We start from the raw sequence: 21769 nt of genomic DNA, 5'->3' as shown, positions 1-21769 counted from the left end.
TCGCATAGGAGCACACTGTGAGCGAACCCCAGTCATCGGGCGCTCTGGCCGTCGAAATGGCCGGCCTGGACGTCATCCCCGAATCCGATCGCAAGGGAAAACCTTCTGACCTGTTCATGCCGTGGTTCGCTGCGAATATTTCGGTCCTGGGTATTTCGTGGGGCTCGTGGGTCCTCGGGTTCGGGCTCTCCCTCGCCCAGGCGATCGTCGTGTCCGTCGTGGGTGTTGCGCTCTCGTTCGTCGTGTGTGGCCTCATTGCCATCGCCGGCAAGCGCGGCTCTGCCCCGACGCTGGTCCTGTCGCGCGCGGCCTTCGGCTTCAACGGCAACCGGATTTCCGCGGCGATCTCGTGGATCCTGACGGTCGGCTGGGAGACCTTCCTGGCGATCATGGCCGTCCAGGCGACCGCCACGGTCATGGGAGCGCTCGGCTTCACGAATCACGTCGTCGCCCAGATCATCGCGCTGATCCTCGTCGTCGTCCTGGCGGCGGGTTCGGGCATCCTCGGTTTTGAGGCGATCATGAAGGTCCAGACGTGGATCACCTGGGCCACCGCAGCCCTGACGATCGTCTACCTGGTGCTGGTCGCGCCGACGATTGACTTTGCGGTCCTCTCCTCGCGTCCGTCCGCGCCGCTGACCGCGGTGCTTGGCGCGGGCTGCATGCTCCTCGTGGGCTTCGGCTTCGGCTGGATTAATGCGGCTGCGGACTACTCGCGTTACCTGCCGCGCGCTGCTTCGACGCGGGGCGTGGTCGGCTGGACGACGGTGGGCGCGGCGCTGCCCACGGTCGTCCTCGTCTTCTTCGGCATCCTCCTGGTTGGCTCGGCCGATGAGTCCCTCTCCGAGGCCATCGGTAATGACCCGATTGGCGCGCTCACGACGCTGTTGCCCACCTGGTTCCTCGTGCCCTTTGCTCTGGTTGCGATCCTGGGCCTGATTGGCGGCATCGTCATGGACATCTATTCCTCGGGCCTGTCGCTGCTGGCCACGGGCGTGCCCGTCTCGCGTCCGGTCGCCACCGCCATCGACGGCACGATCATGACGGTTGGCACGATCGTCGTTGTGTTCTTCGCGGACTCCTTCCTGACCCCCTTCACGGCGTTCCTCACGACCCTGGGCGTCGTCATCGCCGCGTGGGGCGGCGTCATGCTCGCGGACATCGCGCTGCGCCGCAAGAACTACGACGAGCCCTCGCTCTTCACGCCGTCGGGTCGCTACGGCTCGGTGAACTGGGGTGCGGTCGCCTCCCTGATTGTCGGCTCGCTCGTGGGCTGGGGCCTCGTCGTGAACGCGAACGCCTCCTGGCTGTCCTGGCAGGGCTACCTCCTCGGGCCCCTCGGCGGCCGCGAGGGTGACTGGGCGGGCGCCAACATCGGCATCCTCCTGGCGATGGTCGTCGGCTTCGTCGGCTACTGGGTGACCAGCGCGGGCCGTGTGCGCGCGCAGGAGAAGCTGCCCTCGCGCACGTACGCGGAGGGCGTGGAAGAAGGCGAGCAGTGAGCGTCGACCCGCGCTTCCCCCAGGCTCTCTTGGACGACGAGGCCCTGGCCGGCGCCCGGGTACTCACCGGGCTTGCGGGACGCCCCGACGCGCTCGTTGTCCTCGGGTCCGGCCTGGCGGGCGCCCTCGACGAGGCCTGGGATGCGCCCGTTGCATCTGTTCCCCTGGGAGAGGTCCCCGGAGTCGTCGCTCCGGTCGCGGACGGTCACGGCAGCGAGCTGCGCGCCTATGAGGCGCGTAAGGGAGTGGTCCTCGTGGCCACGGGCCGCACGCACCTCTACGAGGGGCTGGGACCTCGTCCCGTCACGGCCCTGGCCCGCGCCGCGGTTGCTGCCGGGATCAGCCGCGCGGTTCTCACGAACGCGAACGGCTGCCTGAAAGACTGGAATCTCGGTGACGTCATGGCGATCACCGACCACGTGAACTTTAGCGGTGCCTCGCCCTTCGACGGGCCGCTGTTCCTGGACGTGTCGGCCGTGTGGGACGCTCAGATGACGGATGCGCTGCGCGGGGTGTGTCAACGTGAGGGCATCTACGCGATCCTGCGCGGCCCCGAGTACCAGACGATGGCCGAGACCCGGATCCTCGCGGGCCTCGGCGTGGACTGCGTGGGCATGTCGACCGTCATGGAGGCGATCACTCTGCACGCCCTGGGCGTGCGCGTCGCCGGAATGTCGGTCGTCTCCGACCTGTCGTTCGCCGATGCGCCCACGGATCCGACCGCCGTCGTTGAGGCGGCGTCTGCCGCCCGCCAGACCGTGGTTGCGGGCATCGAGGCGGCCCTGACAGCCTGAACGCGCAAGAACAGACGAGGCCGTGGCCGGGAGGTGGGTAACCACCGTTCCCGGCCACGGCCTCGTTTCGTGTAGAAGGCGCTTAGAGCAGGCCGAGGACACGCTCCACGATCCGCGAGGCCACGTCGGGGGCGCACGCCAGGTTGATGCGCGCCCACGAGGCGTAGTCCGCGCCGAGGGTGCGGCCCTCGTTGGCGGCGATGTGGGCGCGTTCGCGCAGCGTCGCGGCGGGGGAGAGGGGGCCAAGGTCCACGCCTTCGAATCCCCACCATGTCAGGTACGTGCCCTCGGGGCGCACGAAGTCGATCGGGGTGTCGGCCAGAGCGCGCTCGACCAGATCCACGTTCGAGCGGATCAGGTCCTTGACCTCGCGCTGCCAGGCGTCGCCGTGCTCGTAGGCGGCGATGGCGCCGAGCGTGCCGATGACGTTGGCGTCGTGGCGCACGTCGGCGGCGAACACGTCCCAGCGCTGCCGCAGCGCCTCGTCGGGCAGGATGACCTGAGCGGAGGGCAGACCCGCGATGTTCCAGCCCTTCGACGCGGCGGTCGCGGTCACCGTGTGGGAGGCAAACGAGGGGCCGAGAGAGGCGTAGGAAACGAAGGGAACCCGCTCATCCAGCACCAGGGAGGAGTGGATCTCGTCGGAGAACACGAGGGCGTCGTAGTCGGCGACCACGTCGTGCAGGGCGCGCAGCTCGTCCTCGCGCAGGACGCGGCCGACCGGGTTCCACGGGTTGCACAGGATGACCAGGCCGGCCCCGGCCTCAAGCCCGGCGCGGATCCCCTCCAAGTCGAGCGCCCACCCGCGGCCCCCGGCGCGCGTGCCGCGCAGGGAAGGAACCTCGATGACGGGGTGGTCGAACTTGCCCGGAATCGTCAGGAAAGGCATGTAGGCGGGCGTGGGCACAATGATCGGGGCGCCCGGGCGCACCAGGTGATCGATCGTCGCCTCGAGCGCGGGCAGGACCGAGGCCACGAGGCGCACCTGCGATGCGTCCACATCCCAGCCGAAGCGACGCTTCTGGAACTCGGCGGTCGCCCCAGCCAGGCGCGGCTCCAGCCAGGTCGGCTGGTACCCGAGCAAACCGTCGTCGATCGCTCCCTTCATCGCATCGGCGACCTCCGGCGCCGTCCCGAAGTCCATCTCCGCCACCCACGCGCCGATCGTCGGTTCACCGCTCGCAGTCGTGATGCCCGTCCACTTCAGGGAACCGGTGCGGTAGAGGTGGGAGTCGGAAAAGAGTCGAACGGACACTGTGTCCTCCTGGAAGAGTCGGTGGATGCGGCGCGCGCCGATCCTGGTGATACAACCAGGGTATCCGCGCTCCCACCACGCGTCGCAGCACGCCCACCCATCAAGCAAATGCAACAGCCACCGCTGGAGTAGGATGGAGGAATCATGAGTGAAACAACTGCCACCGGTGCCGACGTTCGCGTCCGCTTCTGCCCCTCGCCCACAGGAACCCCTCACGTCGGCATGGTCCGTACGTGCCTGTTCAACTGGGCATACGCCCGCCACACGGGAGGAACCTTCGTCTTCCGTATCGAAGACACGGATGCCGCCCGCGACTCCCAGGAGTCCTTCGACCAGATCATCGAGTCCCTGCAGTGGCTGGGCCTCGACTGGGACGAGGGTATCGGAAAGGGCGGCCCGCACGGCCCCTACCGCCAGAGCGAGCGCATGGACATCTACCGTGACGTGGCCGCGCGCCTGCTCGAGGCCGGCTATGCCTACGAGTCCTACTCGACCCCCGAGGAGATCGAGGAACGCCACCGCGCCAAGGGCGAGGACCCGAAGCTCGGCTACGACGGCTTCGACCGTGACCTGACACAGGAGCAGATCGCCGCCTACCGCGCCGAGGGCCGCAAGCCGGTCCTGCGTCTGCGCATGCCCGACGAGGACATTACGTTCACGGACCTGATCCGCGGCGAGATCACCTTCAAGGCTGGCTCCGTGCCGGACTATGTGATCGTGCGCGCCAACGGCCACCCGCTCTACACGCTGGTCAACCCCATCGACGACGCGCTCATGGAGATCACCCACGTGCTGCGCGGCGAGGACCTGCTCTCCTCGACGCCTCGCCAGATCGTCCTCTACCGCGCCCTCGAGGCGATCGGTGTCGCGAAGTTCATGCCGCGCTTCGGTCACCTGCCCTACGTCATGGGCGAGGGGAACAAGAAGCTCTCCAAGCGCGACCCCGAGTCGAACCTGCTGCTGCACAAGGCCGCCGGCATGATCCCCGAGGGTCTCAACAACTACCTGGCCCTCCTGGGCTGGTCGATCGCCCCGGACCGCGACATTTTCTCCATGGAGGAGATGGCCCAGGCGTTCGACATCTCGGACGTGAACCCGAACCCGGCGCGTTTCGATCAGAAGAAGGCCATCGCCATTAACGCCGAGCACATTCGTCTGCTGGACGGCGAGGACTTCCGCGGTCGCCTGGTTCCCTTCCTGCATCGCGACGAGCTGGTGTCGGCTGACTCCTTCGAGGCGCTGACCGATCGTGAGCGCGAGATCCTCACCGAGGCCGCCCCGCTGATCCAGACGCGCATCCAGGTGCTCGGTGAGGCCTCCGGCATGCTTGGCTTCCTCTTCGTTGCTGACGACGCGCTGGAGATGGACGAGAAGGCCGTCTCCAAGCTCAAGGACAACGCAGCGGAGGTTCTGGACGCCGCCATCGAGACCGTCGAGGGCCTGAGCGAGTTCACGACCACCTCGCTGGAGGAGTCCCTGCGCGCTCGCATCGTCGATGAGATGGGCGTGAAGCCCCGCCTGGCCTTCGGCCCGCTGCGCGTCGCCGTGACCGGACGCCAGGTCTCTCCGCCGTTGTTCGAGTCCATGGAGATCCTGGGTCGGCAGTCCTCGCTGGCCCGCCTGCGCTCCCTGCGCGCCTCCCTGGCCTGATCGCTGAGCTCGGCCCCGGCCTCGTCTCCTTTTTCTGGGACGAGGCCGGGGCTTCGTCGTGCGTGGAGGAGGCTCGGTCGTGGGGGAGTGGCGCATGGGTGATCGGGACCACTGGCCTTCGATTTGGCATGGGGGCCTCGGTCCGCTACAGTTATCTCCTGTCGCCAGCGACGTGAAAACGAAGCAGGTGATACCCAATGGGGTATGGTGTAATTGGCAACACAGCTGATTCTGGTTCAGCCATTCTAGGTTCGAGTCCTGGTACCCCAGCGATCTGAAACGAAAGTTTCAGTGAAGGCCCCCATCGTCTAGCGGCCTAGGACGACGCCCTCTCACGGCGTTAACGCCGGTTCAAATCCGGCTGGGGGTACCAATGACCTCGTCACCATCGCGGTGGCGAGGTTTTTTGTTAACCACACGGTCCGCGTTTTGTCTTGTCCTTTGCAGAAAAGTTTCGGAACCGTTGCAGTGTGTCTAACCTAGAATCAGCCCCCATGGGAGGGGACCGCTTTTAGACGAGGGAGTCTGTCGTGACATACCGACTCAACAGGACGACGCTGCGCCGAGCGCTGGGCGTTGGCGCTGCAATTGCTGTGATGGGGGGTGTTGTGCCAGCCGCGTCGGCTGCCCCTGAGACGGATGCGTCAAACCAGGGCAGTGTGGCGACTACCGCCGATGCGGGAGGTGCGCAAACGAGCGCGGACGTCCTGGTGACAATCCCCGGCAGCCATAACAAGGCGATGGGATGCGACGCCGATTGGGCGCCAGACTGCGCCAAGGCCGCGCTCACGCGTGACGCGACCGGCGTCTACAGTGCGACGTTCACGCTGCCCGCCGGTGACTACCAATACAAGGTCGCCGAGGGCGGCTCCTGGGATACGGCCTTCGGAGTCGGCGGAGCTGCGGGGGGAGCGAACATCTCCTACACGCTCAATGAAACGACGTCTGTGACCTTCTATTACGACCGTGCGACGCACCGCGTGTGGAATACGGCGACCGATCAGACGGTGACGCTGCCCGGTACGTTCCAGAAGGCGCTCGGCTGTTCGGACAACTGGCAGGCTCAGTGCCTGGCGCCTCTGTTGGAGCCGACGGGCGATGGCACATACACGTATTCCACCACCGCGTTGCCTGAAGGTGACTACGAGTTCAAGGTTGCCATCGGCGGATCCGACAACGAGAATTACGGGCAGGACGGCGCCGTCGGCGGCGCCAACTATCAGTTTGCAACGAAAGCGAACAAGCTCGTGACCTTCACCTACGATTCTTCGACGCACAAGGTTGCTATTGCCAGCGCTGATGCTCCGGTCGCCGGCAATGGTGAGCAGCGCGCCTACTGGGTGACCTCGAACATTCTCGCGTGGCCGACCTCCCTGCTTCCCGAGGGCGTGACGCGCGCGCAGGTGCTGGACGGTTCTGCGAAGCTGTCCTACGAACTGGTGACTGCCCCCGAGGGCGGCGCAGGTCTGTCGGACGGCGTGGTCACTGGTGCGACGACGACCGCCCTGACCGTGGCAGGCGATCTGCCCGCTGAAGTGACGACGGCGCATCCCAATCTCAACGGCTACATCGCGCTGAAGGCACCCATCGACGAGGCCGTGGCTCGCGAGGCCCTCACCGGTCAGATCGCGGTCGCCCAGAAGTCGGGGGAGAGCGTCAACGCTTTTACCGGCGTGCAGATCGCTCCTGTCCTCGACTCCCTGTACGCGGCGGCGGCCACCCAGGCCTCGTACGGCGTGAATTGGAACGAGGCGGGCAACCCGACGTTCGCGCTGTGGGCTCCCACGGCGAAGAGCGTGGCGCTGGTGTCGTGGAACACCTCGACGCCGAGCGGATCCGACGCTGATATCCAGGGTGATGGTCTGCGCACCGAAGCTGTGCGCGGCGACGACGGGCGTTGGAGCGTGAACAACGCCGCGGGCGAGATCCACGAGGGCGCGCAGTACCTGTGGGAGGTGAGCGTCTACGTGCCCGAAACGGGCAAGGTGGAGAAGAACCTCGTGACCGACCCCTACTCGGTGAGCCTGACCGTTGACTCGACCCGCTCGGTCGCCGTCAACATGAACAACCCCTCGATTGCACCCACCGTGTGGACGAACTCGAAGGCACCCGTCATTCAGGACGACGCCCAGCGCTCGATCTACGAGCTGCACGTGCGCGACTTCTCCGCTGCCGACACCTCGGTGCCCGAGTACATGCGCGGCACCTACATGGCCTTCACGCAGTTCGAATCCAACGGCATGCGTCACCTGGACGAGCTGGCCCGCGCCGGCATGAACACGGTGCACCTGCTGCCCACCTTCGACATCGCGACGATCCCCGAGAAGCGCGCCGAGCAGAAGACGCCCGCAATCCCCGAGGATGCCGGCCCGGCGTCCGAGGAACAGCAGGCCGCGGTGTCCGCAGTGGCGGACCAGGATGCCTACAACTGGGGTTACGACCCGCTGCACTGGATGGCCCCCGAGGGCTCCTACGCGACGTCCTCGCATCAAAACGGTGGCGCGCGCGTGCGTGAATTCCGCTCCATGGTGGGCGGGCTGCACTCGATCGGCATGCAGGTGGTCCTCGACCAGGTGTACAACCACACGCCCGCGGCGGGACAGTCGGCCAGCTCCGTGCTTGACCGAGTCGTGCCCGGCTACTACCAGCGCCTCAACGCCTCTGGTGGCGTTGAGACCTCGACCTGCTGCTCGAACGTCGCGACCGAGAATGCGATGAGCGAGCACCTCATGATCGATTCGATGATCCACTGGGCGAAGTACTACCACGTCGATGGCTTCCGCTTCGATCTCATGGGGCACCACCCGGCCGCTGAGATGAAGCGCGCGAAGGAGGCCCTGAAGTCCCTGACGCTCGAGAAGGACGGTGTGGACGGGTCGCGCCTGTACATCTACGGCGAGGGCTGGAACTTCGGTGAGGTCGCGAACAACGCGCTGTTCACCCAGGCCACCCAGGGCCAGCTGGACGGCACCGGTATCGGCGCGTTCAACGACCGTCTGCGCGATGCCGTGCACGGCGGCGGTCCCTTCGACGAGGATCACCGCGTCTTCCAGGGCTTCGGTTCGGGCGCGTTCTCGGACTTCAACGGCCTCGACACCCGCTCGGAGGCGGAGCGTCGCGCCGACTACCTGCACCGCGTGGACCTGGTGAAGCTGGGCCTGGCGGGCAACCTGAAGGACTACACGTTGACCACCTACGACGGCAAGACCGTCTCGGGCGCCCAGCTGGACTACAACGGTCAGGGCGCGGGGTTTGCCTCCCAGCCTGCCGAGAACGTCAACTACGTGGATGCTCACGACAACGAGACGCTTTTCGACCTGGTCACCTACAAGATGCCCGCGGACGCCCCGATGGAGAACCGCGTGCGCATGTCGCTGATCAGCCAGGCCTCCGTGGCCCTGTCTCAGTCGCCCTCCTTCTGGGCATCGGGTACGGAGATGCTGCGTTCGAAGTCCCTGGACCGCGACTCCTACAACTCAGGCGATCACTTCAACGCGATCGATTGGTCCATGCGTGACAACGGCTTTGGTCGTGGTCTGCCCGTGAAGTCCAAGAACGGTGCGGCCTGGGATCACATGCGTCCGCTGCTGGAGAATCCCGATCTGAAGCCGAGCTCGGAGCAGATCGACACCTCCTCGGAGATCGCGATGGACTTCCTGCGTGTGCGTTCCTCCTCGCGCCTGTTCACGCTGGGCAGCGCCGACCTGATTCGCTCCAAGGTGACCTTCCCGAACTCGGGTGAGGGCGCCGTGGACGGGACGATCGTCATGCTCATCAACGACGAGGCCGGGGCGGGCAGCGACGTTGACGCAGCGCTCGACGGTGCTCTCGTCGTCTTCAACGCGACGGATAAGAACATGACGACGGCTGTTGATGGCCTGGCAGGGCGCGTCTTCAAGCTGCACGAGGCTCAGGCGAATGGCTCTGACGCGGTCGTTAAGGAGTCCTCCTTCGACGCGAAGACGGGTTCCGTGACGGTTCCGGCTCGCACGGTTGCCGTCTTCACGCAGGCGGCGGGCGACCGCATCGATCCGAACGCCAACCCGGCTCCGGACCCGGAGACTGCCCAGTGGGTCGCCTCCGGTGACGGCCGCTGGTGGCTGCGCTACACGGACGGAAGCTACCCCGCGAACGAGCGCGTCGTGCGCGGTGGCGTGACCTACTCCTTCGATGCCAGCGGCTGGATGAAGACCGGCTGGCAGCTCGAGGACCGCGCATGGCGCTACTACGCCCCGTCCGGCGCGATGGCGACCGGCTGGGCTGCCGTGGGCGGCACCTGGTACTACCTGGATCCCGATACCGGGGCCATGGAAACCGGCTGGCTCAAGGATGGCAACATCTGGTACTACCTGAATGGCAACGGTTCGATGGCCACCGGCTGGGTGAACCTGGGTGGCGCCTGGTACTACCTGAACGGTAACGGCACGATGGCCACCGGTTGGGCTGCCGTGGGCGGCTCCTGGTACTACCTGACGGAGTCGGGCCAGATGGCGATCGGATGGGTCAAGGACGGCGACAGCTGGTACTTCTGCCAGGCGTCGGGCGCCATGGCGACCGGGCGTGTCGTCATCGGCGGCACGGCCTACACCTTCGACCGTTCTGGTCGCTGGGTCGCGTAGCGGGAGAACCCTGAAACGGCGGGGGGGGCCGGGACGATTCAATCGTCCCGGCCCACCCGTTTCTGTTGTTTGCGATTACGGCTTACAGGTCAGCGGCGTCTTCGACGGTGGAGAGGAACTCCGTGAGCCTGTTGGCGGCCGCCATGACGGAGGGGCCGTGCTGGCGTCCGGGCTGGCGACCCATGCGCTCGATGGGGCCGGAGATCGACAGGGCTGCGAGGACGCGGCCGGACGGGCCGCGAACGGGGGCGGACACGGAGGCGACGCCCGGCTCGCGCTCGCCCACGGACTGTGCCCAGCCGCGGCGGCGCACCTCGGAGAGCATGGTGGCGTTGAAAGACGCACCGTATAGGCCGCGGTGGAGGCGGTCGGGCTCTTCCCAGGCCAGCAGAACCTGAGCGGCGGAGCCTGCGCTCATGGAGAGCGTGGCACCCACGGGGATCGAGTCGCGCAGGCCCATCTCGCGTTCGGACGCGGCCACGCACACGCGGTAATCCCCCTGGCGGCGGAAGAGCTGGGAGGATTCCTTCGTGTGGTCGCGCAGCGCCTGGAGGACCGGCATGGATGCCTGGAGGAGGCGGTCTTCGCCGGCGGCGGAGGAGAGCTCCTGGAGGCGGGGGCCGAGGATAAAACGTCCCTGCATGTCGCGGGCGACCATGCGGTGGTATTCGAGGGCAACGGCCAGTCGGTGGGCGGTGGGGCGTGCGAGCCCCGTACTGGAAACGAGTTGGGCGAGGGTGGCGGGTCCTGCTTCAAGAGCGCTGAGAACCAGCGCAGCCTTGTCAAGAACGCCAACGCCACTGGATGTTTGCTCTTCCATACAACTATTTAATATCTCAGCTTTTGAGATAGCAAATTGCCGGATAGTGAAACAGGTCAAAGGTGCGTCCGAGACGTGAGATCAGCGGGTCGCATGGCGGATAAGGCGGTTCCATAGGTTGCGAAGTATGAATGACACCGTGTCTCCAAAGTGGAGGCCAGAGGAGGAACAATGAGCGGAACCATGGCAGAAAAGGTGTGGCGAGACCACATCGTGTCCAAGGGGGAGAACGGTGCCCCCGACCTGCTCTACATCGACCTCCACCTCGTGCACGAAGTGACGAGCCCCCAGGCATTCGAGGGCCTGCGCCTCGCCGGACGACAGGTTCGCCGCCCCGATCTGACGATTGCGACCGAGGATCACAACACGCCCACGGTCAACATCGACCTGCCCATCGCAGACATCACGAGCCGCACCCAGATCGACACCCTGCGCAAGAATGCCGAGGAGTTCGGTATTCGCCTGCATTCCCTGGGTGACGCCGACCAGGGCATCGTTCACGTCGTCGGCCCTCAGCTGGGCCTGACCCAGCCCGGCATGACCATCGTGTGCGGCGACTCCCACACCTCCACGCACGGCGCGTTCGGTGCACTGGCCTTCGGCATCGGCACCAGCCAGGTTGAGCACGTGCTCGCCACCCAGACCCTGCCGATGGCCCCCTTTAAGACCATGGCGATTACCGTCAACGGCTCCCTGCCTGAGGGATCGACGGCCAAGGACATCATCCTCGCTGTCATCGCTAAGATCGGCACCGGTGGCGGCCAGGGTTACGTCCTGGAATACCGCGGTCAGGCGATCCGCGAGCTCTCCATGGAGGGCCGCATGACGATTTGCAACATGTCGATCGAGGCCGGTGCCCGCGCCGGCATGATCGCCCCCGATCAGACGACCTTCGACTACATCAAGGGCCGCCCCCACGCCCCCGAGGGTGAGGACTGGGATCGCGCTGTCGAATACTGGTCCTCCCTCGCCTCCGATGAGGACGCTGTCTTCGACGCCGAGGTCATTCTCGAGGCTGCCGACATCGAGCCCTTCGTCACCTGGGGCACCAACCCCGGCCAGGGCGTGCCGCTCTCGGCCACCGTCCCCGCCCCCGAGGACTTCACCGACGAGACGGCCCGCGCGGCCGCCGAGCGTGCCCTCGAATACATGGACCTCAAGGCCGGCACCCCGATGCGCGAGATCGCCGTGAACACGGTCTTCATCGGCAGCTGCACGAACGGGCGCATCGAAGACTTGCGCGCCGCCGCCAGCGTCGTCAAGGGCCGCCGCAAGGCCGATGGAGTGCGCGTCATGGTCGTGCCCGGCTCTGCCCGCGTGCGCCTGCAGGCCGAGGCCGAGGGCCTCGACAAGATCTTCACCGACTTCGGCGCCGAATGGCGCAACGCCGGTTGCTCCATGTGCCTGGGCATGAACCCCGACACGATGAACGCGGGAGACCGTTCGGCCTCGACCTCCAACCGCAATTTTGAAGGCCGTCAGGGCAAGGGCAGCCGCACGCACCTGGTGTCCCCGCTCGTCGCGGCCGCCACCGCCGTACGAGGCACCCTGTCCTCCCCGGCCGACCTCTGACGCCCCTCCGCCACCCGACAGCGGGGGAGGGCCCCGGCCTCGTCCCCCACGGAAGAAAAGACTCAACCACCCATGGAAAAGTTCATCACCCACACCGGCATCGGCGTCCCGCTGCGCCGCTCCAACGTCGACACCGACCAGATCATCCCCGCCGTCTACCTCAAGCGCGTGACCCGCACGGGCTTCGAGGACGCTCTCTTCGCCGCCTGGCGTGGCGACCCGGAGTTCGTCCTCAACCAGGACGCCTACAAGAATGGATCCGTCCTCATTGCCGGACCTGACTTCGGCACCGGCTCCTCGCGTGAGCACGCCGTGTGGGCGCTCAAGGACTACGGCTTCCGCGTCGTCCTGGCCCCCAAGTTTGCCGATATTTTCCGCGGAAACTCCGGCAAGCAGGGCCTGGTCACCGGCATCATTTCCCAGGAGGACTGCGAGTCCCTGTGGAAGCTTCTCGAGGCTGAGCCCGGTACCGAGGTCACCGTCTCCCTCGAAGACAAGACCTGGCGCGCCGGTGCGATCTCGGGCACCTTCCAGATCGACGACTACGTGCGCTGGACCCTCATGGAGGGACTGGACGACATCGCCCTGACCTTGCGCCACGAGGACGAGATCGCGGCTTACGAAGCGGCGCGCCCCTCCTTCAAGCCGCGCACGCTGCCGGCGAAATTCCTGCCCAAGGAAGACGTCGTGTCCGCTCGCGACTGAACGCACTGCGCATACTGGCCCCTACCTAGCTAGAGTAGGGGCCAGTTACGTCATAGTGAGGAGCACTCATGTCATCGATCCTTCAGGTTGAGGGCGGCCATCCGCTGCGCGGTGAGATCACGGTGCGCGGCGCGAAAAACTTCGTCCCCAAGGCGATGGTTGCGTCGCTGCTCGCCGATACCCCTTCCGAGCTCTACAACGTGCCGCTGATCCGCGACACGGACGTGGTCTCGGACCTGCTGAGCCTGCACGGCGTCCAGATTGACTTCGATCAGGACCGTGGCACGCTGCGCATGGACCCCTCGAACGTCAAGATCGCTTCGCGCTCGGATATCGACACGCTCGCGGGTGCTTCGCGCATTCCGATTCTGTTTTGCGGCCCGCTGCTGCACCAGCTGGGCGAGGCCTTCATCCCCGAGCTGGGTGGATGCGCAATTGGTGGGCGTCCCATCGACTTCCACCTGGAGACGCTGCGCAAGTTCGGCGCGATCGTGGACAAGCAGCCCGACGGCGTGCACATCAAGCGTCCCGCTTCCGGCCTGCACGGCGCGATCATCGAGCTGCCGTTCCCGTCGGTGGGCGCGACCGAGCAGACCCTGCTCACGGCCGTGCGCAACGAGGGCATCACGACGCTGAAGGGCGCGGCCATCGAGCCGGAGATCCTCGACCTTATCAACGTCCTGCAGAAGATGGGCGCGATCATCTCGGTGGACACGGACCGCACCATCCGTATCGAGGGCGTGGCGAAGCTGACCGGCTACCGTCACACGGCCCTGCCGGATCGTATCGAGGCCGCCTCGTGGGCCGCGGCTGCCCTGGCTACCCGCGGCGACATCTACGTGCGCGGTGCTCACCAGCCCGACATGACGACGTTCCTCAACACCTTCCGCAAGGTGGGCGGCGCCTTCGACATCGACGCTGATGGCATTCGCTTCTACCACCCGGGTGAGCCGCTGCACTCGATCGCCCTGGAGACCGCCGTGCACCCGGGCTTCATGACGGACTGGCAGCAGCCCCTCGTCGTGGCGCTCACCCAGGCCGAGGGCCTATCGATCGTGCACGAGACCGTGTACGAGAACCGTTTCGGTTTCACCGAGGCGCTGCGCAAGATGGGTGCGAACATTCAGGTCTACCGCGAGTGCCTGGGTGGGACCCCCTGCCGTTTCGGTCAGAAGAACTACTACCACTCGGCCGTCATCTCGGGTCCGACCCCGCTGCACAGCGCGGATATTGAGGTTCCGGATCTGCGCGGCGGTTTCTCGCACCTGATTGCGGCCCTGACCGCGACGGGCACGTCCACCGTGTCGGGTATCGACGTGATTTCGCGCGGCTACGAGCACTTCACGCGCAAGCTCCATCAGCTGGATGCGCGCGTGCGTTACCTGGACGCCTGAGATCATGGGCGCATCGGGCGCATCGGGCGCATCGGGCGCGCGACGCAGCATTTTGTTGCTGGTCTCGTCGATGTCGGCGGGCGGGCGCAGCGTGCGCCTGGGCCCGCGCATCGTGCGCATCCTGCGCGGCGGCGGCTGGGAGGTCGCGGTTCGCCTGACGACTCCCGGCGACGACCCGGCGGCGATCGCCGGTGGGGTTGTGGCGGGTTCGATCGTCGCGGCCTTGGGTGGGGACGGCTACCTGAGCGCGGTTGCGCGCGGGTGCCACGAGTCCGACGCGATTTTCGCTCCCCTCCCGGGCGGGCGCGGCAACGACCTGTGCCGCGCGCTGGGAATCGGCACGGATCCGCTGGCCCGCGCACGCTCCCTGGCGCGCCTCGGCTTGACGTCCGACGAGGCCGGGGCGCTCTCCTCCGATTCCCTGACCTCCCGGGTGCGTCCCCTGGACGGTATGTGGGTGCGTTCGCGTGAGGGCGTGCGCCTCGCCCTCGGCGTCGTCTCGATCGGTCTGGATGCTCGCGCGAATATTCTCGCCAACGAGTCCTCGCTGACGTCTGGACCGCTGGCCTACGGCTACGGGGCGTTCGCAGCACTGGCCTCGCACGAACCCACCGACATTGTGGCGACCGTGGATGGGCGCGAGCGCAACATGAGCGGCTGGATCGCGTCGGTGTCGAATTCCGGGCGTTTCGGCGGCGGTATCACCCTGGTGGATTCCTCCGACATGAACGACGGCATTCTCGAGGTGTGCCACGTGGGGCCCCTGCCTATGTCTCGCGCTCTGCCGGTGCTTGCCAGCGTTGTCGCCGGACGGGCGAAGACGCATCCCGCCATTGAAGTGGAGAGCGCGCGTGTTGTTTCTTTCGCTGCGCCGGCTGGAACCATCGCCATGGCAGATGGGGATCGCGTCGCCTCGATTCCCTTTACCGTGGACGTCGCTCCAGGAGTTGTTTCCGTCCTCGTGTGAGGTCGATGCGGGCGTGCGCGCCGGTGGAGTGGTCCCCGTAGAATGAAGCCATGAGTGCTGTCTCCGGCTTTTACACCTTCGCGAAGGGCGTACTGACGCCCATCATGACGCCCTGGATCAAGTTCACCGTGAGCGGTGAAGAGAATCTTCCCGCCGAGGGCGGCTTTCTCCTGGTCCCCAACCACCTGTCCAACGTCGACCCGCTGTGCCTGTGCTGGTACTTCATGAAGCGCGACACCGCCGTGCGCTTCCTGGCGAAAAAGTCGATGTTCTCCGTGCCCGTGTTCGGCTGGATCATCAAGGGAATGGGACTGATCCCCGTTAACCGCGACTCCAACCCCTCCGCCGTCCTAGCCCCCACTCGCGAGGCCTTGAAAGCCGGTGAGGTCGTCGGCATCTTCCCCGAAGGCACGCTCACGCGCGACCCCGACCAGTGGCCGATGGAGTTCAAGTCCGGCGCCGCCCGCCTGGCCCTCGACACGGGCGTGCCTGTCATCCCCGTCTCGCAGTGGGGACCGCAGGACATCATGGCCCCCTACAACGCCAAGGGCATCGACATGCGCCCGGGTCGGCCCGTTTCCTACCACTTCGGTGAGCCGGTCGACCTCTCCGACCTGATGAGCCCCGCCGGCTCCGAGGACCACGAGGCCGTCAACGAGGCGACCAAGCGCATCAGCGACGCCGTGCGTGCGGGCGTGGGCAAGCTGCGTGGTCTGCCCGTTCCCGAGAAGGTTTGGGACCCCGCCACGCAGGCCGGACCCTGGTGGGAGGAAGAACTCGCCAAAAAGGCAAAGAAAGCGAAGAAAGCCCGCAAGAAGGGCTAATCGCGGATATCGATCACCATGCGCACCGGATTGGATAGGAACCCAATCTGGAACTCGCGCGCGGTCGGCGCGCCGATGACGACGTGCGTGTTGTCCTCGAAGGAGCCGTCCGAGACGATATCAAGGTCCCCGGCGCGCGTATGCGTCCCGCTCGGGTAGGCGGTGTTGGAGGCCGTCATGGGGGTGCCGTCGATGACCAGATCCAGGACCGCTCCTCCCTCTACCTGGATGGGCAGGCCTCGGCCCTGTTCGACGGCCTCATCCGCCCAGGCCGCACTCCATACCCCCGGCGTTCCCTCGCCCGAAAATTCCAGGACGACGCGCGTGAACCCCTCGTGGGCCGCCGCGCGGATCCCCGTGAGCGCCAGGGCCTTGGCCGGATCATCCGAGCGCACCGGCGGCAACCCCTCCACACTCGACATCCAGTTGTCGGCGTTGATCGGCCTCGTGCTGTCAAGCCCCGGCTCAGCAGCGGGAGCCTCGCTCGCGGACGTGGACGCAGACGCAGCGGGGGAGTGGGAGGCACCCGACGAGGCCGGAGCTGACTGAGGCGCGTTCGTGCGGGCCCCGGGTGTGCATGCGCCGAGTAAGAGCGCACAGGCGACTGCGCTCGCGGCGAGAGATCGGCGGTGAGACACAGTTCCTCCTGGTAACAGTCGGTTGATTCAATCCTAGTAGAATGGCCCTGACAAGGAGGTCTCGATGACTTTGGCAACAGCAGCCGTTCTGGGAACGGGCGCATGGGGCACGACGTTCGCGCAGGTGCTCGCCGACGCGGGTGTGGACGTGACCATGTGGGGGCGCAACGCCGACACCATCTCGTTCATCAACGGGGGAGAGAACCCGACGTACCTGCCGGGCATCGCGCTGTCGGATCGCATCAGTGCGACCGCCGAGATTACCGAGGCCGTGGCCGGGCGTGAGCTCGTCGTCGTCGCCGTGCCCGTCAAGGCCGTGCGCGCCACCCTGAGTGCCGCCCGCGAGGCTTTTGCGCCCGGCGTCGCCCTACTGTCCCTGGCCAAGGGCCTCGAGCTCGGCTCCCTCAAGCGCGTCGACGAGATTATCGCCGAGGCCTCGGGCGTGCCAGCCTCTCGCATCGCGGTCCTGTCTGGCCCGAATCTGTCGCGCGAGATTGCGGAGCGTCAGCCCACGGCGACGGTCGTCGCGGCGTCAGACGTGGAGCTCGCCAAGGAGATCGCGAAGGCCTGCCACAACTCCTACTTCCGCCCCTACGTGTCCACCGACGTTGTGGGCACCGAGATGGCGGGCGCTACCAAGAACGTCATCGCTGTCGCTATCGGCGCGGCCGAGGGCATGGGGCTCGGTATTAACACGCGCTCGACCCTCATCACCCGCGGCCTGGCCGAGATGACGCGACTGGGTACCGCACTCGGCGCGGACCCCGCGACCTTCGCGGGCCTGTCCGGCATCGGCGACCTCGTCGCCACGTGTTCATCGCGGCTCTCGCGTAACTTCTCTCTCGGCCACCGCCTCGGCTCCGGCATGGGCCTGGCCGAGGCCCTGGCGTTGTCCCCGGGCGTCGTCGAGGGCGTTGCCTCGGCCGCCCCGATCCTGCAGGTCGCCGCCTCCGTGGGAGTCGACATGCCGATCACGGGTGCCGTCGTCGAGGTTGTTGAGGGGCGGGCGAGCATCGAGGACATGGGCCGTATGCTGCTGGCACGCCCGCAAAAGATGGACGGCTGGAAAATCGAGCTCGTCTGAACGGTGTGCACGCGGGCGACAGATGCCTTCCGCGCGGTAGTCTTGGACCCATGACTGCAATTTCTCGTCCTCGTGTCCTCATCGTTTTTGGTGGACGCTCCTCCGAGCACGAAATCTCCTGCTCGACCGCCGCCGGCATCCTCACCGCCATTGACCGCACCAAGTGGGATGTCATCCCGCTGGGCATCACGCGTGACGGCCAGTGGGTGCGCGTCGCTGACGACCCGTCGGCGCTGGAATTCAAGGACGGGAAGGGTCAGTCCGTCACCGCTGGATCCACCCGTGTGGCCCTGACCCCGGGCGAGGGCAACCTCGTCGAGCTCACGTACGAGGGCGACCCGGACGCGCCGGATTCGCGTGTCGTCAGCGTGGAGGATTTGGGTCACGTGGACATTGTCTTCCCGCTTCTGCACGGCCCCTACGGCGAGGACGGCACCATCCAGGGCCTCTTCGAGATGGCCGGTGTGCGCTACGTGGGCTGCGGCGTGACCTCCTCGGCGGTGTCGATGGACAAGCACCTGACCAAGACCGTGCTCGCGGCTGCCGGTATTGACGTGGGCCACTGGGAGCTGATCACGGCTCGTCAGTGGGAGGCTGACGCCTCCGCGTGCATGGACCGCATCGAGCGCCTCGGATTCCCCGTCTTCGTCAAGCCATGCCGCGCCGGCTCGTCGGTCGGTATCTCGCGCGTCACCTGCCGCGAGGACCTGCCCGTGGCCATCAAGGAGGCTGCGAACCACGACCCGCGCATCATCGTCGAGGCCTCCATCTCCGGCCGCGAGGTCGAGTGCGGTGTCCTCGGATCGCGCTCCGACTGGCGTAGCGGCACCGCGCCCCTGGGTGAAATCGTCATCCCCGAGGGCGAGTTCTACGACTACGAGCACAAGTACGTCGACGATGTCGTGGGCCTGTCCTGCCCGGCGAACGTGTCTGACGAGTACGCCGATCGCATCCGTGAAACCGCGTGGCGTGCCTTCGATGCGCTCGAATGTGAGGGCCTGGCGCGCGTCGACTTCTTCCTCGACGAGGCCACCGACACCGTCATCATCAACGAAGTGAACACGATGCCCGGTTTCACCCCCATCTCGATGTACCCGCAGATGTGGGCTGCCGCAGGCCTGTCCTACCCGGACCTGCTCAGCGAACTTCTCACCGAGGCCGCGCAGCGCCCGCTCGGCTTGCGCTGAGTTCCCAGCCATCGCCTCGTTAATTCCTTCACCCCACGATAGAAAGATAACTATGACGGCTCACCCCAAAGTCACCCTGGTGACCTGCTCGTCCATGCCCCACCTGTTCCCCGGCGAGGAGGGCCTGCTCGATGAGCTGGCGTCGCGCGGTTGCGACCCCCAGATCAAGGTGTGGAACGATCCCGACGTCGACTGGTCCGAGGCCGGCATGGTCGTCGTGCGTTCGGTGTCCGACTATGCCTCCGACCGCCAGGCCTTCCTCGAGTGGACCCGTCAGCTGACCCGCGTGCAGAACTCCAAGGACGTGCTCAACTGGAACACGGATAAGCACTACCTGAGGGATCTGGCAGCTCTCGGTATGCCGACGATTCCCACGAATTGGCTCGAGCCCGAGCAGAAGCTCTCCAAGCACCAGATCCACACGCGTTTCCCGGCTTTCGGCGAGTTCGTCGTCAAGCCCGCGGTCTCCTCCGGCGTGCGCGACATCGGCCGCTACACGACCGTGGACACGCGCCAGCGCCAGGCCGCCATGCGCCAGGTGCAGGGGCTGCTGGGCAACGGCCGCTCGGTCATGCTCCAGCGCTATGTTGAGGAAATCGACCTGCACGGCGAGATCTCGCTCGTCTTCTTCAACGGACTGGTCTCCCACGCCGTCGAGAAGCGCTCGGCCCTGCACCCTGCCTCCGTCACCAACCCGGAGATGCACGAGGCCGTGGTGACCGCCGAAGCCGCTGACTCGGTCGCGTGGCAGTGGGGCGAGGAAATTCGCCGCGTCCTGCACGGCTACGTGCGCTCCCGCCTGGGCCATGATGAGCAGTTCCTGTTCAACCGCGTGGACCTGGTTCCCGACGGTAAGGGCTCCTTCCTGGTCATGGAGGTCTCCCTCGTGGACGCGGACCTGTACCTGGGTGCCACCCCCCACGCGCTCGGTAATTTCGCCGACGCAATCTCCGCTCGCGCCCACTGGTGACGCACGCCACCGCCGTGAGGGTAGTGCTCGAGTTTTCAATCTCGGATGGGTAGTGCTAAGCTCTACCCGTTGCCTTCATGGCGACACGATGGTGGCTGTAGTTCAGTTGGTAGAGCACCTGGTTGTGGTCCAGGACGTCGCGGGTTCGAGTCCCGTCAGCCACCCCATTGCCCCGGCGCTAGTGCGCCGGGGTTTTTGTTTCTGCTGTATGCTTGTAGCATCCTCATTTGACCGGACAAAGGAGTTGTCATGCCCCGCGTGATCGCCTATGGATGCGACGATGCCACCACCCAGTTCCACCCCCTGCAGATCGACATTCGCGAGCCCGGCGAGGGTGAGATCTACTTCGATGTCGCCTATGCGGGCATCTGCCACTCCGATATTCACTCTGCCCGCGGCGAGTGGGGTCCCGTCGTCTACCCCCTCGTGCCCGGCCACGAGTTCGTCGGCACCGTCGCCAAGGTCGGCCCCGGCGTCACCAAGTTCAAGGTGGGGGACCGCGTGGGCGTCGGCTGCCTGGTTGGATCCTGCGGCTCCTGCGAGATGTGCGAATCCGGCTACGAGCAGTGGTGCACCTCGACGCCGGGCACCCTGTGGACCTACCGCGCCGACGCCGACGGAAACCCGACGACCGGCGGCTACTCGCGCGGCTTCACCGTGCGCGAGGACTTCGCGCTGCACATCCCGTCCGAACTGGACTTTGCGGCTTGCGCGCCCCTCCTGTGCGCCGGTATCACCACCTACTCCCCGCTCAAGCACTATCAGGTGGGACCCGGCTCGCGCGTGGCTATCCTCGGCATGGGCGGCCTCGGGCACGTGGGCGTGCAGATCGCCAAGGCCATGGGCGCGGACGTCTCCGTTATCTCTCACGGCCGCTCCAAGGAAGCCGACGCCCGCCGCTTCGGTGCCGACCACTTCTACGCGACCAGCGAAGAGGGGACCCTCGAATCGCTGCGTGGATCCTTCGACCTCATCCTGTGCACCGTGTCCGCCGACGGCCTCGACTACGCCGGATACATGGCCGCCCTGCGCCCCTACGGTGTCTTCGTCGACGTGGGCCTACCCACCGAGCCCGTCTCCCTGCCGCTGCGCGCCTTCGTCAACGGCGGCAAGTCCTTCGCGGGCTCCCAGATCGGCGGCATCGCCGAAACCCAGGAGATGCTGGACTTCTGCGCCGAGCACGGCGTCATCCCGCAGGTCGAAATGATCACCGGCGAGGAGATCACCGAGGCCTACAACAACGTCGTCGCCTCGCGCGTGCGCTACCGCTACGTCGTCGACACCTCCACGTTCCCCGAGACCGCGTGAGCGTGAGGATCTCACGGGAAAGCCCCGGGCCGAGTGGCCCGGGGCTTTCCCATCCTCTGGTGATACCCTGTCCGGACAATCCTGTACCAGTCGGTATCATCTACCTGTGTTCTGGTGTTGATTCGTACCGTGTCGAGGCTAACCAGAGATCGTGCAGCACCTACTTGCCCATAGAGGGGGAGTGTTGTAACCTTGCAGTAACAGATCCCCGGTCAGGCCTCTTGCGTCAGCAATGCACAAATGACCGGGGCCATTTTTATCAGCGAGGATGCTGTCGATGCAGAAAGATTGGCTCAGCTTCGATGATCGGGTTAAAGGACAAAAAGAGTTGGTCTGAGCCCGACCTTTCGGCTTTGCGGTGCGAGAAAGTCTGGTTCAAAGTTGTTGGGGGCCAACTTTGAGGGTGGACAAAATGTGTTGGTGAAATGTCGACTTTTCGGCTTTGTGGTGCGGGAGAGTGGGCGTCAAAGTTGGTACTGG

General features: G+C 66.1%; 16 protein-coding genes and 3 tRNA genes. 16 read left to right on the top strand and 3 right to left on the bottom strand.

Going from position 1 to position 21769, the window contains the following annotated elements:
* Positions 1–56 precede the first annotated feature (56 nt).
* Positions 57–1502: a purine-cytosine permease family protein gene (locus tag HMPREF1478_RS06360; protein WP_083940088.1), complete on the top strand. Its 1446-nt coding sequence runs from the start codon at positions 57–59 to the stop codon at positions 1500–1502.
* Positions 1499–2296: a purine-nucleoside phosphorylase gene (locus tag HMPREF1478_RS06355; RefSeq protein WP_016461248.1), complete on the top strand. Its 798-nt coding sequence runs from the start codon at positions 1499–1501 to the stop codon at positions 2294–2296. The genes HMPREF1478_RS06360 and HMPREF1478_RS06355 overlap by 4 nt, the downstream gene beginning before the upstream one ends.
* An 82-nt stretch (positions 2297–2378) precedes the next feature.
* On the opposite strand, the gene HMPREF1478_RS06350 is transcribed toward HMPREF1478_RS06355, so the two are convergent.
* Positions 2379–3551, bottom strand: coding sequence for a MalY/PatB family protein (locus tag HMPREF1478_RS06350; protein WP_016461247.1), 1173 nt, complete (start codon positions 3549–3551; stop codon positions 2379–2381).
* Positions 3552–3695: 144 nt separating this feature from the next.
* Here HMPREF1478_RS06350 and gltX point away from each other — a divergent pair, with 144 nt between their 5' ends.
* The 4 genes from gltX (at position 3696) to pulA (ending at position 9820) form a co-directional block, all read left to right on the top strand.
* Positions 3696–5201 (top strand): glutamate--tRNA ligase, encoded by a 1506-nt coding sequence (gene gltX / locus HMPREF1478_RS06345; protein ID WP_016461246.1) that lies wholly within the window; start codon positions 3696–3698, stop codon positions 5199–5201.
* Between the two features lie 198 nt (positions 5202–5399).
* Positions 5400–5471 (top strand) — tRNA-Gln (locus HMPREF1478_RS06340).
* Between the two features lie 27 nt (positions 5472–5498).
* Positions 5499–5574: transfer RNA gene (locus tag HMPREF1478_RS06335), tRNA-Glu, on the top strand.
* A 157-nt stretch (positions 5575–5731) separates the two neighbouring features.
* Positions 5732–9820: a pullulanase-type alpha-1,6-glucosidase gene (gene pulA / locus HMPREF1478_RS06330; protein WP_016461245.1), complete on the top strand. Its 4089-nt coding sequence runs from the start codon at positions 5732–5734 to the stop codon at positions 9818–9820.
* A gap of 82 nt (positions 9821–9902) precedes the next feature.
* Here pulA and HMPREF1478_RS06325 read toward each other — a convergent pair whose 3' ends face one another.
* Positions 9903–10640 carry an IclR family transcriptional regulator gene (locus tag HMPREF1478_RS06325; RefSeq protein ID WP_003793025.1) on the bottom strand — a complete coding sequence of 246 codons (738 nt, stop codon included), beginning with the start codon at positions 10638–10640 and terminating at the stop codon, positions 9903–9905.
* Positions 10641–10811: 171 nt separating this feature from the next.
* Between HMPREF1478_RS06325 and leuC the strand changes: the two genes are divergently transcribed.
* From leuC to HMPREF1478_RS06300, 5 genes are all read left to right on the top strand, one after another.
* Positions 10812–12212 carry a 3-isopropylmalate dehydratase large subunit gene (gene leuC / locus HMPREF1478_RS06320; RefSeq protein WP_016461244.1) on the top strand — a complete coding sequence of 467 codons (1401 nt, stop codon included), beginning with the start codon at positions 10812–10814 and terminating at the stop codon, positions 12210–12212.
* Between the two features lie 72 nt (positions 12213–12284).
* On the top strand, positions 12285–12917 hold the full coding sequence (leuD, locus tag HMPREF1478_RS06315; RefSeq protein WP_016461243.1) for a 3-isopropylmalate dehydratase small subunit: 633 nt from the start codon (positions 12285–12287) through the stop codon (positions 12915–12917).
* A gap of 68 nt (positions 12918–12985) precedes the next feature.
* Positions 12986–14311, top strand: coding sequence for a UDP-N-acetylglucosamine 1-carboxyvinyltransferase (gene murA, locus HMPREF1478_RS06310; RefSeq protein WP_016461242.1), 1326 nt, complete (start codon positions 12986–12988; stop codon positions 14309–14311).
* A 4-nt stretch (positions 14312–14315) separates the two neighbouring features.
* Positions 14316–15278 (top strand): diacylglycerol/lipid kinase family protein, encoded by a 963-nt coding sequence (locus HMPREF1478_RS06305; protein ID WP_034475463.1) that lies wholly within the window; start codon positions 14316–14318, stop codon positions 15276–15278.
* Positions 15279–15328: 50 nt separating this feature from the next.
* On the top strand, positions 15329–16102 hold the full coding sequence (locus tag HMPREF1478_RS06300) for a lysophospholipid acyltransferase family protein (RefSeq protein ID WP_016461240.1): 774 nt from the start codon (positions 15329–15331) through the stop codon (positions 16100–16102).
* Here the strand turns inward: HMPREF1478_RS06300 and HMPREF1478_RS06295 are convergent.
* Complete coding sequence (locus HMPREF1478_RS06295; protein WP_016461239.1) at positions 16099–16740, bottom strand: AMIN-like domain-containing (lipo)protein; 642 nt, start codon at positions 16738–16740, stop codon at positions 16099–16101. The genes HMPREF1478_RS06300 and HMPREF1478_RS06295 overlap by 4 nt on opposite strands.
* Before the next feature lie 64 nt (positions 16741–16804).
* On the opposite strand from HMPREF1478_RS06295, the gene HMPREF1478_RS06290 reads away from it, so the two are divergent.
* The 5 genes from HMPREF1478_RS06290 to HMPREF1478_RS06270 all read left to right on the top strand — a co-directional run bounded on the left by HMPREF1478_RS06290 (position 16805) and on the right by HMPREF1478_RS06270 (position 21289).
* Positions 16805–17824: an NAD(P)H-dependent glycerol-3-phosphate dehydrogenase gene (locus tag HMPREF1478_RS06290; RefSeq protein ID WP_016461238.1), complete on the top strand. Its 1020-nt coding sequence runs from the start codon at positions 16805–16807 to the stop codon at positions 17822–17824.
* Between the two features lie 50 nt (positions 17825–17874).
* Positions 17875–19011 carry a D-alanine--D-alanine ligase family protein gene (locus tag HMPREF1478_RS06285; RefSeq protein WP_016461237.1) on the top strand — a complete coding sequence of 379 codons (1137 nt, stop codon included), beginning with the start codon at positions 17875–17877 and terminating at the stop codon, positions 19009–19011.
* Between the two features lie 52 nt (positions 19012–19063).
* On the top strand, positions 19064–19981 hold the full coding sequence (locus HMPREF1478_RS06280; protein WP_016461236.1) for an ATP-grasp domain-containing protein: 918 nt from the start codon (positions 19064–19066) through the stop codon (positions 19979–19981).
* Positions 19982–20072: 91 nt separating this feature from the next.
* Positions 20073–20148: transfer RNA gene (locus tag HMPREF1478_RS06275), tRNA-His, on the top strand.
* 82 nt (positions 20149–20230) lie between these two features.
* Positions 20231–21289 (top strand): NAD(P)-dependent alcohol dehydrogenase, encoded by a 1059-nt coding sequence (locus HMPREF1478_RS06270; RefSeq protein ID WP_016461235.1) that lies wholly within the window; start codon positions 20231–20233, stop codon positions 21287–21289.
* The last annotated feature ends 480 nt before the right edge of the window (positions 21290–21769 follow it).

Source organism: Actinomyces sp. HPA0247, assembly GCA_000411415.1.
Classification (GTDB): Bacteria; Actinomycetota; Actinomycetes; order Actinomycetales; family Actinomycetaceae; genus Pauljensenia.
This window is presented reverse-complemented; position numbering and strand designations above follow the sequence as displayed.

Bases quoted from the DNA above. Each gene is read 5' to 3' on its own strand.
- HMPREF1478_RS06360 (WP_083940088.1), top strand. From the start codon at position 57: ATGGCCGGCCTGGACGTCATCCCCGAATCCGATCGCAAGGGAAAACCT.
- gltX (WP_016461246.1), top strand. From the start codon at position 3,696: ATGAGTGAAACAACTGCCACCGGTGCCGACGTTCGCGTCCGCTTCTGC.
- HMPREF1478_RS06325 (WP_003793025.1), bottom strand. From the start codon at position 10,640: ATGGAAGAGCAAACATCCAGTGGCGTTGGCGTTCTTGACAAGGCTGCG.
- leuC (WP_016461244.1), top strand. From the start codon at position 10,812: ATGAGCGGAACCATGGCAGAAAAGGTGTGGCGAGACCACATCGTGTCC.
- leuD (WP_016461243.1), top strand. From the start codon at position 12,285: ATGGAAAAGTTCATCACCCACACCGGCATCGGCGTCCCGCTGCGCCGC.
- murA (WP_016461242.1), top strand. From the start codon at position 12,986: ATGTCATCGATCCTTCAGGTTGAGGGCGGCCATCCGCTGCGCGGTGAG.
- HMPREF1478_RS06305 (WP_034475463.1), top strand. From the start codon at position 14,316: ATGGGCGCATCGGGCGCATCGGGCGCATCGGGCGCGCGACGCAGCATT.
- HMPREF1478_RS06300 (WP_016461240.1), top strand. From the start codon at position 15,329: ATGAGTGCTGTCTCCGGCTTTTACACCTTCGCGAAGGGCGTACTGACG.
- HMPREF1478_RS06290 (WP_016461238.1), top strand. From the start codon at position 16,805: ATGACTTTGGCAACAGCAGCCGTTCTGGGAACGGGCGCATGGGGCACG.
- HMPREF1478_RS06285 (WP_016461237.1), top strand. From the start codon at position 17,875: ATGACTGCAATTTCTCGTCCTCGTGTCCTCATCGTTTTTGGTGGACGC.
- HMPREF1478_RS06280 (WP_016461236.1), top strand. From the start codon at position 19,064: ATGACGGCTCACCCCAAAGTCACCCTGGTGACCTGCTCGTCCATGCCC.
- HMPREF1478_RS06270 (WP_016461235.1), top strand. From the start codon at position 20,231: ATGCCCCGCGTGATCGCCTATGGATGCGACGATGCCACCACCCAGTTC.